Origin of the sequence: Streptomyces sp. A012304, from assembly GCF_026008495.1 — a bacterium.
Lineage (GTDB): Bacteria > Actinomycetota > Actinomycetes > Streptomycetales > Streptomycetaceae > Streptomyces.
Genome location: NZ_BQUN01000073.1, coordinates 21,674 through 29,918, shown reverse-complemented (window position 1 = coordinate 29,918; position 8,245 = coordinate 21,674). Strand labels below are relative to the sequence as shown.

Here is an 8,245-nt window from a genome sequence, read left to right as displayed (position 1 = left end):
AGCGGACGCTCGTCACGCTTGCCGGCGACATCGGGCCGGCCACGACGCCGCTGCTGCGGGCCGCAGTGGAGCAGTGTCTGCTGGACGGTGTCACCGTGATCGACATCGATATGACCACGGTCGGCTCCTGCGACGCCAGGGGCTTGGACGTCCTCCTGTCGGCATCACGGCGCGCGAGCCGGGTCCACGCTCGCCTGCGGCTGCACCATCCGTGCGCGCAGATCACCCGGCTCCTCGATACCACCGGATCGACTTCGCTGCTCCTTACGGCCCCCGTGAGTCCCGTGCCGCCCGCCGCATCCGGCGACCTCATGAGTACCGCGACGCGGGCGCCCGAGGACCCCGCTCGTCGGCCGGATCAGCCGGTCCTCAGGGACGGGATCCTCCTTCGACGGCTGACCCGCTGGCAGGCAGAAGACATGCGCGAGGACATCGCGGACCTGGCTGCGGAGTCCGTCGCGGGCACCGCCGGCGAGGCGTACCACGACCGTGGAGACTTCCTGCACCGCTTGGCGGTCACCGCCCACCGCCCTGGCTTCGCCCTGCTGGTCGCAGAAACGACGGTGCTGATCGGTTGCGCCTTCGGTTATCCGGTGGACCCTGACGGCTCCGACCGCCGGTGGTTCGACGGAACGCTCCAGGAGATCATCCAGCGGCTCACCTCCCGCGCACGGTTCGTCGTCCTCACCCAGGTCGTGGCCCATCCGCACGCTCAGCACCGCGATATCGCCCGCCGCCTGCAACAGCGTCTGCTCACAGACCTGCGGTCCTCCCTCGGGGTCACCCTGCTGCATCCTGCCGACCAGGCAGGACAAGCCGCCTTCTCGTCCTGGGGCTGGCAGAACATGGGCGAGGTGGTCGGGCTGCCCGGCCCCGTCGCCCCCTGTGTGTTGACCCTGTCTTCCGAAGGGCAGCCCTCGGCACGCCGATGATTCGGCAGAGGAGCGATGAGCCGGCGGTCGTACGCGGCCCGGGCCGCCACGCCACCCGTCGTCCGCCGTACGGACGTGTCTCGACGCGATGGCTGCGCGCCACGCCGCCCGCCACAGCCGGGAGTAGCCTGACAGGTACCGAGAACTGTCGGGCGCACGACCACGGCGGCGCCGTTCCCGGCGAGTGACAGACACGGGCAGCCGGAATCCGCCCGGATCGGGATCGCACGATGAACGCCATCACCAAGCCCGCCGAAGGTACGGCCCCAGGTGACGGACACTCCTACCGGATGCCCTTGCCCCGGCTGCGCCTCACGCCGGATGTCAGCCATGGCCCGCTGGACGGCGCATGGTGGCCGCGCTGCGACGCACTGGAACTGGAGCTGCCCGCGCTGGTCGGCTCCTTGGATCCGAGCATCGGCACCGTCACCCGCGTGACCGTGGGTACCGCCGCCTGGCCAGATGCCCCGCAGGAGGTGATGGCACCGGGGCATGTGATCGAGGTGGCCCTGAGCGACGGGGTCGCCGAGACGCACGCCATCACCGTGGACTGCGGCACCGTGGGGCGCTGGGAACTGCTCGTGGTCCCACCGGACGAACCGGCCGGAACGGCAGCCCTGCTGCTGACCGCCGCCTCCGACCCCGAGAACCCCGTGTCGGCCCCGCGCCTGCTGGCACTCGCCGAGAGCGGCCTCGACGGACAGGACACATGGGAGTCGGAAGGAGGAGCCGGACCCAGGTAAGCAGCCCGCCCCGGCCTGCCACGCGTGCCCGGCGGACCCGGGCGTCCACGACCCCTTGATGGAGCCATGGCACCGACAGATCCTTTGTCATACCGGCCCGCCCTGACCATGGCGGGTGAGGGGATGACGGCAGGACGGCGCGCGGACCGCTCCGAGAGCTTCGGGGAAGCTCTCCTCGGAGAGATCCTCGACAGCGCGCACGAATTGCCGCCCCATCTCATCGGACCCCTGGTCGCCGACGTGGTGGACCGGCTCGGTGGCCGCCGACCACAGGTGCTGTTGCAGGACTACGGCCAGCAGCTGCTCGTACCGCTGCCCGGGGAGGGCCTCACAGGCGGGGAACCTCAGGTGATCGACGACTCCGAGGCGGGCCGCTGCTTCCTCGACGCGGTCCCCGTGGAGGTGCCCCGGGAGGACGGCGTCCGGGTTCATCTGCCGCTGCTGGACGGCGGTGACCAGGTGGGGGTCATGGCGGTGACGCTGGACGGCATCGACGACCACGACCGCCGCCTGCTGCACAGGATCTCCGGCCTGGTGGCCGACCTGCTGGTGACCAAGCACGGCTACTCCGACCTGTTCTTCGGCGTCCGACGCGGTGAGGCGATGAGCGTCGCCGCGGAGATCCAGTGGTCCCTGTTGCCACCGCTGGCGATGATCATGCCCCGGGTGGCCGTGGCCGGGATCCTGGAACCCGCCTACGACGTGGCCGGCGACAGCTTCGACTACGCCCTCAACGACGACGTCCTCCACCTGGTCATGATCGACGCGATGGGCCACGGACTGGACGCGGCCACGATGGCCACCGTGACCATCGGCGCCTACCGCCACGCCCGCCGCTCCGGCATCGGACTGCCGGAGATCTACGCCTTCATGGACCGCGCCGTGGCAGAACAGTTCGGTCCCGAGCACTTCGTCACCGCACAGATGATGCAGCTGGACACGACGACGGGACGGCTGCAGTGGGTAAACGCCGGGCACCCACCGCCGATCCTCGTCCGCGACCACCACGTCGCACAGCGTCTGGCCGCCCCGACGACCCTTCCCGTCGGCCTGGGCGGTCCGGTGCCCCGGATCAGTGAGCTGGGGCTGGCGCGCGGGGACCGCGTCCTCTGTTTCACCGACGGACTGGTCGAGGAGCACAGGAGCGGTGGGGAGGAGTTCGGAGAGGACCAGCTGATCGACTGTGTGAACCATCTGGAGAGGACCGGGCGCGGCATCCGGGCGGTGACGCGATCCCTGTCCCACACGCTCAAGCAGGCGAGGGGCGGACGGACCAGCGATGACGCGACGCTGCTCATGGTCGAGTGGCGCGGCTGACCTCTCGCCCCCGCCGTCCGACACCGTTGTGCCGGCCGCGCCCGGCGGCGACGGCGCCCTTCAGCCCGAAGGACGGAGACTCCCGGCACGCGCCGAGGCACTACCGGGAGATCATCCGGCCGGTACTCCACTCCATGGGGCCGCTGCTCCGCGCCGCAACGAAACGCGGAGTAGTGTGGACAGTACCGAGGGCATCTCGCACACCGGCTTCCACGCCGGGTCGTCCCCGGCGAAGGATGAAACCCGAGCCGCCTCAGAGGCGGCCCGGAGACGGGTCCGCATCATGTCGGCGACCTTGCTTCCGCCCCTGCCGCACGCCGAGCCCGTCGCAGCCCCCGCCGCGCGTCTCGCACTGAAGACCGACGGCACCTCCCGCGGACTCCTGGACGGAGCCTGGTGGCCCCGGTCCCGGGATCTGCTGAGCGAACTGCCGGCGCTCACGGACGTGTTGGATCCCCTCTGGGGCCGCATCACCCGCGTCGCCGTCAACCCGGAACACTGGCCGGTCATCCCCCGCAAGATTCCCGTGGGCGGGCACATCGTCAAGGTCGGCTGGTTCACCCCGGAGATCGACCCGCACAAGCTGCTGCTGCTCTCCTACGGGACCGGCCGCTGGGATCTCCTCGTCATTCCGCCCGAGACCGGGGCGGAGTCTGCGGCCCGGCTGATGGCAGCCGCGTCCGAATACGACGGCCCGCCCCTGACCGCGAGCGCGCTCATCGCCGCGGACGAGGCCCGGCACGGCGTCTTGGCGGCCGGCCGGCCACTGGACGCGGACGAGGCTTGGGAGTACGAGGGCGGCTCCTCCGCGGTGTCCGTAGCCGTTCCCCCGCAGACCGGTCCGCCCGGCCGGGCCAGCCGGCTGATCATCGGTATGTGAGGTGGCCGCCATGAACGCCTTCCTGACAGCCGCCGCTTTCGTGGTCCTCATCGCAGCGGCGGCGTACGTGATCCACCGGCTCGGCCTCCAGCACGCCGACAGGATCGCCGCGTACCGGTACAGCACCCCCCGGCCCGGCCGCCGTGGCCGCTGCGTGCCGCAGCCGTACCGGGCACCACGAGTGAGCATCCGGGCGCCCCACCGGCCGCCCGGCCGCGCCTCGGTACCGTCGGCTCAGTCCGCGGCGACGCGTGCCCGGGGTGTACACCCGGGCCCCGGACCGGGCGGGAAGCGGCCGGGACCCGTGGACCGAGGCATCTGAGCATCCGAACCGAGGCGTCATGACTCTGCCGCAGCTGAACATCTACCGGCACGACCGGGACAGGCGGGCACTGGTCACCCTGGCCGGTGTGATCGACCCCGCCACCGCGCCCCAGGTGCGCGCCGCTCTGGAGCGGTGCCTGCGGGACGGCATCACCCTCATCGACGTCGATCTGACCACCGTCGACCGCTGTGACAGCAGCGGCCTGCGCGTCTTCCTCGACGTGTCACGGCACGCCGCCGAGACCCACGCGTCCCTGCGGCTGCACCACCCCTCCCCGCAGACCGAACGACTGCTCATGGACACGGGCTCCGACCGTCTGCTCCGTACGACGAGGCCAGGAGGGGCGCGGCCTCAGCGGGCTGGGCGCCGAGGAGATCGCCACACGGAGCGGGCCGCCAGGTAGAGCAGATCGGCGATGAGGAGCAGTACACCGGCGGACGTCAGATGGAGCATGCCGTCGACGCCCGCCCCGATGGTGATCAGAGCGATTCCGGCGACGAGCAGGGTCAGGAACAGGACCATGCGGAATGCCTCCCTGGAGAGAACCGCGGCGTGGATGACTGCGGGGCAGTCGTGAGTACCTGAGCCGCGAGCCGGACCGGGTCCCCCGTTGGGAGTCCGGCCCCGTGGAGCTCAGCCGACGCGTCGTGCGTGGTGGCGGACTCCTTTGAGTCGGACCTTCGAGGGGAGGCGGTCCAGGCCGGCCGAGTCCCGCGCGTGCGCGAGTATTTCCGGGCTCAGTCGCACCAGAGTCCGCGCTGGGTCCGCATGAGGCTCCAGCAACAGCCGCACGCGCGCGGACGGAGCGGTACTTCGTCCCGTCAGCCGTACATGGGCCCGCGAGACCCCGTCCAGGGCCTGCGCCTCTTCCTCGATCACGTCCTCCAGTGTGCCGCCGTCGAGACGGGCCGCCGAGCCGTCCTCGCTGTCGACGCGGACCTCGCCCAGGCGGTGCCTGCGCTGTGCCAGGAGCCACCACAGCAGCAGCGCCAGCAGCACCGCAAGCACCGCGATGACGGTCGGCCACCACCAGCCTTCCTCCCGCCAGCGGGTGCGTCCCTCGGCGCCCAGCACCACATCGTCCGGCCCGCGGAAGGGCCACCAGCCCGGCACACCGAAATCCCAGCGGCGCGGCAGGTCCAGCCCGCCGAGCAGCACGCCGCCGCCCAGGGCGAACAGTCCAAGGCCGAGAAGCCCCAGCAGCACCCGGTTCACCGTCCTGCGCAATGGGGATCACCTCAGCCCTTCTTCGGACGCCGCACGCGCACGGTCACCGTGGGTGGCCGGGCGAGACCCAGGGACGTCACGGCTTCGCCCAGCGTGGCGTCCAGGTCCGCGCGGACCTCCTCGAGATCGCGGAAATGGGCGCGCGCCCGGGCTTTGACCTTCCGGCGGCCGACAGCGACCCGTGCCGACTGGACACCGGATACCCGCACGGCCCGGTCGCGCAGAACCAGGGCGGCCGCGCGGCGGTCGAGCCCGGCGCGGACCTCCCCTGTCCCGGGGATATCGGTCTGCCGCATGGGCAGCAGCCTGCGCAGTCCCGGCGTCACCGCCAGCAGGAACAGCCACAGGCCGAGGGCCATCGCCACTGCGGCCCCGACGATCATCCAGACGTCGTCCAGTGGCCGTGCGGCCAGTTCCTCAGCAAGCCGCCGCCGCCAGCGCATCGCAGACCGACCTGCCCGGACCGAGACCACGTCGTACAGGAGCAATCCGACGGCCGCGGCGGAGAGCAGGGCCACCAAGGCCGCGGGAATCCGCCGCGTGGACCAGAAGCGGCGCGCCGACCGGTCTGATTCATCGGTCGCCGCCGTCGGGCCCGAGCCCGCCTCCGGGGTGCCATCGGCGGACGGAGCCGCCTGTCCGGGTTCGGGGGGAAGGTCGCTGTCACCGGTCGGCTGCCGCCAGCCGTGCGCGCTCATCTCAACCTCTCCTGGTCCGTGTGACGCGTATGCACCGAGTGCAGCCTCTCGACCGACACCGCGAGGTCGGACACCTCCATGCCGGCCCATGTCCTGAGCCGTTCGACAACTTCCTGGCGCACCGCGGCGCACTGCGCCCCGATGTCGGACGGATAACCGAGGTCGACGGTGATGTGCAGCCTTGCCTCGCCGAGCGCCGCCTGCCGTCCGCCGTCGGACCCGGCGTCTCGTCCTGCGGTATCCCGCTCCGGTGCCCGCCGCACGGAAGTGTCGACGCGTGGCGTCCGGCGGCCGGGTGGTACATGGCCGACCGACTCGGTGAACCGGCTCAGCGCCTCGCGCGCCACGTGGGAAGCGATCTTCGCAACGACCCTGTCGGCGATGGTGATCGCACCGCGCTCCCCGCGGGGCATGCCCGGACGCCGATCGGCTTCACCGGTCACTGCCGCCAGTCTCCCCGTGCCCGTCGCCGGTCATCTCGGATCCGCTCCTGCCGGTCCCGGCGGCGGACGAAGTCGCCCGGTTCGAGATCGCCTTCCATGAACCGCCCGACCACGAGTCCGACGACGCCCAGCCCCAGCACCAGCAGGAAGGCCCAGAAGTCACCGAAATACGCGGCGAAACCCAGCGCCATCCCGGCCATCAAGCCCACCACAGCCCTGCTCATGACGCGCTCCTTCACTCAAGCGGACTGCACTGCCCCGGCTACTGGATCCGCTGCCGCTCTTCCCCTTCGTCCTCCTCGTCGGGGAGCTTCACATCGCTGACCATGATGTTGACTTCCACAACTTCCCGCCCCGCCATCCGCTCCACCGCGGCAATCACGTTCTCCCGCACCTCACCGGCCACGTCCGTGATGGAGACGCCGTAATCGACGACGATCTCCAGATCGATGGCCGCCTGCTTCTCTCCGACCTCGACACTGACCCCGCGCGTGGCGGACTTGCCACTGCCGGCACCGGGCATCCGCTCCCGCATGGATCCCATTGAGCGCGCGAATCCGCTGCCCAGGGCATAGACGCCGCGCACCTCGCGAGCCGCCATTCCGGCGATCTTCTCCACCACCACATCGGCGACCGTCGTCCGGCCACGAGAAGCGGGAGCGCCACTGCGCCTTGCGCCGGTGATCTCGGTCTCGGTCATCGGGATATTCCTCCCTCAGGGGCCCATCTAACCCTCTTTTCTGAACTTATATTCATATTAGAGCGCATTGCCCGAATCGGACACTGCGCCTGCGCGAGGCTCGGACAAGTCGCCTGAGAGAGGGTGCGAGGCCAGTGAAGACCGAAGCAGGGACGCAGGCGGTACGGCACCAGTTCGGCCTGGGCCGACTGCTCCCGCTGGGCGGGCCCGCCGACGGGGCATGGATCACCGAGCAAGCGGCCATCCAGGCCCTCAGGCGGGCCGCGAACGAGATTCCCGGCGTGCGGCTGGAGTCTGTGCGCATCGGGCCGGCGCCGCTCGAATCCGTGTCCGAGCCGGCCGTCCGTCCGCCGGCCAGCGCGCTGCCGCCGAGCCCGCTCAGGATCAAAGCCGCCTTCTCGGCACCACTCGGGGAGCCACTGCCCGAAACCGCCGACCAGTTGAGGAGCAGACTGCTGGACGCGGCCGCTCGACGGCTCGGCCTGGCGACCGTGGCAGCCGACCTGCGCGTCACGGATCTCCATGAGGTCCCGCAGACAGGTCCGGAGACGCGGACCGCTGCGGGATCCATGACGCGCACGCCGCAAAGCACAGCCGTGGCAAGGACCGCGGCCGCACGCAGCTCGCTCCCCGTGACCGGGGCGGGCTCCCCGCGACGGCCCGTCGGGGATCTGGCGGACGTCGCAGCGGGTGTTCCGGGCGTCGCCGGCCTCACCACCGTGCTGGGGAGCCGCCCGGTCAGGATGGAGGACCATGCCGACCCACCCGGCCGGCGTGTCGAGGTCCACCTCGCGGTCGCCCCCGGACACCATCCCCTGGAAGTCGCGCGCGCCGTCCGGGCCGCCGTGGCCAAGGCGGCGACCACCGACGCCCCGGGCCCGGTCACCGTTGCCGTCCTCATCACCGAGACAGCGGCTTGACCGGCCAGGCGTGGAGCACTCATCAGCGATCAGCAGATCCGCTTCACCGGCTGGAGTCGG

At 71.1% G+C, this 8,245-nt stretch carries 12 protein-coding genes; 6 read left to right on the top strand and 6 right to left on the bottom strand.

Annotated features, from left to right (window positions below):
• From ALMP_RS16815 to ALMP_RS16795, 5 genes are all read left to right on the top strand, one after another.
• A partial coding sequence (locus tag ALMP_RS16815; protein ID WP_264928789.1) for an STAS domain-containing protein occupies positions 1–932 on the top strand: 932 nt, incomplete at its 5' end.
• Between the two features lie 230 nt (positions 933–1,162).
• Positions 1,163–1,675, top strand: a complete 513-nt coding sequence (locus ALMP_RS16810; protein WP_264928787.1) for a DUF5994 family protein — start codon at positions 1,163–1,165, stop codon at positions 1,673–1,675.
• Positions 1,676–1,798: 123 nt separating this feature from the next.
• Positions 1,799–2,992, top strand: a complete 1,194-nt coding sequence (locus tag ALMP_RS16805) for a PP2C family protein-serine/threonine phosphatase (RefSeq protein ID WP_264928785.1) — start codon at positions 1,799–1,801, stop codon at positions 2,990–2,992.
• Positions 2,993–3,167: 175 nt separating this feature from the next.
• Positions 3,168–3,872, top strand: a complete 705-nt coding sequence (locus ALMP_RS16800; RefSeq protein WP_264928784.1) for a DUF5994 family protein — start codon at positions 3,168–3,170, stop codon at positions 3,870–3,872.
• 341 nt (positions 3,873–4,213) lie between these two features.
• Complete coding sequence (locus ALMP_RS16795; RefSeq protein WP_261718637.1) at positions 4,214–4,600, top strand: STAS domain-containing protein; 387 nt, start codon at positions 4,214–4,216, stop codon at positions 4,598–4,600.
• Here ALMP_RS16795 and ALMP_RS16790 read toward each other — a convergent pair.
• From ALMP_RS16790 to ALMP_RS16765, 6 genes are all read right to left on the bottom strand, one after another.
• On the bottom strand, positions 4,549–4,719 hold the full coding sequence (locus ALMP_RS16790) for a hypothetical protein (RefSeq protein ID WP_264928783.1): 171 nt from the start codon (positions 4,717–4,719) through the stop codon (positions 4,549–4,551). The two genes, ALMP_RS16795 and ALMP_RS16790, sit on opposite strands and share 52 nt — an antisense overlap.
• 111 nt (positions 4,720–4,830) lie before the next feature.
• On the bottom strand, positions 4,831–5,424 hold the full coding sequence (gene amaP / locus ALMP_RS16785) for an alkaline shock response membrane anchor protein AmaP (protein ID WP_264928782.1): 594 nt from the start codon (positions 5,422–5,424) through the stop codon (positions 4,831–4,833).
• Between the two features lie 11 nt (positions 5,425–5,435).
• Positions 5,436–6,122 (bottom strand): alkaline shock response membrane anchor protein AmaP, encoded by a 687-nt coding sequence (locus tag ALMP_RS16780; RefSeq protein ID WP_264928780.1) that lies wholly within the window; start codon positions 6,120–6,122, stop codon positions 5,436–5,438.
• Positions 6,119–6,565, bottom strand: coding sequence for an Asp23/Gls24 family envelope stress response protein (locus ALMP_RS16775; protein ID WP_264928778.1), 447 nt, complete (start codon positions 6,563–6,565; stop codon positions 6,119–6,121). The genes ALMP_RS16780 and ALMP_RS16775 overlap by 4 nt, the downstream gene beginning before the upstream one ends.
• The gene (locus tag ALMP_RS16770; RefSeq protein WP_055539113.1) at positions 6,562–6,789 is read right to left on the bottom strand and encodes a hypothetical protein; all 228 of its coding nucleotides are present in this window, start codon (positions 6,787–6,789) and stop codon (positions 6,562–6,564) included. Before ALMP_RS16770 ends, ALMP_RS16775 begins: the two co-directional genes overlap by 4 nt.
• A 38-nt stretch (positions 6,790–6,827) precedes the next feature.
• The gene (locus ALMP_RS16765) at positions 6,828–7,265 is read right to left on the bottom strand and encodes an Asp23/Gls24 family envelope stress response protein (RefSeq protein ID WP_264928774.1); all 438 of its coding nucleotides are present in this window, start codon (positions 7,263–7,265) and stop codon (positions 6,828–6,830) included.
• Between the two features lie 134 nt (positions 7,266–7,399).
• Here ALMP_RS16765 and ALMP_RS16760 point away from each other — a divergent pair, with 134 nt between their 5' ends.
• Entirely contained in the window at positions 7,400–8,185 is a 786-nt protein-coding gene (locus ALMP_RS16760) for a hypothetical protein (RefSeq protein ID WP_242782218.1), read from the top strand.
• Positions 8,186–8,245 lie beyond the last annotated feature (60 nt).

What these genes read in the sequence shown, in the direction of transcription:
- ALMP_RS16810 (WP_264928787.1), top strand. Translation starts at nt 1,163, where the DNA reads ATGAACGCCATCACCAAGCCCGCCGAAGGTACGGCCCCAGGTGACGGA.
- ALMP_RS16805 (WP_264928785.1), top strand. Translation starts at nt 1,799, where the DNA reads ATGACGGCAGGACGGCGCGCGGACCGCTCCGAGAGCTTCGGGGAAGCT.
- ALMP_RS16795 (WP_261718637.1), top strand. Translation starts at nt 4,214, where the DNA reads ATGACTCTGCCGCAGCTGAACATCTACCGGCACGACCGGGACAGGCGG.
- ALMP_RS16790 (WP_264928783.1), bottom strand. Translation starts at nt 4,719, where the DNA reads ATGGTCCTGTTCCTGACCCTGCTCGTCGCCGGAATCGCTCTGATCACC.
- ALMP_RS16780 (WP_264928780.1), bottom strand. Translation starts at nt 6,122, where the DNA reads ATGAGCGCGCACGGCTGGCGGCAGCCGACCGGTGACAGCGACCTTCCC.
- ALMP_RS16770 (WP_055539113.1), bottom strand. Translation starts at nt 6,789, where the DNA reads ATGAGCAGGGCTGTGGTGGGCTTGATGGCCGGGATGGCGCTGGGTTTC.
- ALMP_RS16765 (WP_264928774.1), bottom strand. Translation starts at nt 7,265, where the DNA reads ATGACCGAGACCGAGATCACCGGCGCAAGGCGCAGTGGCGCTCCCGCT.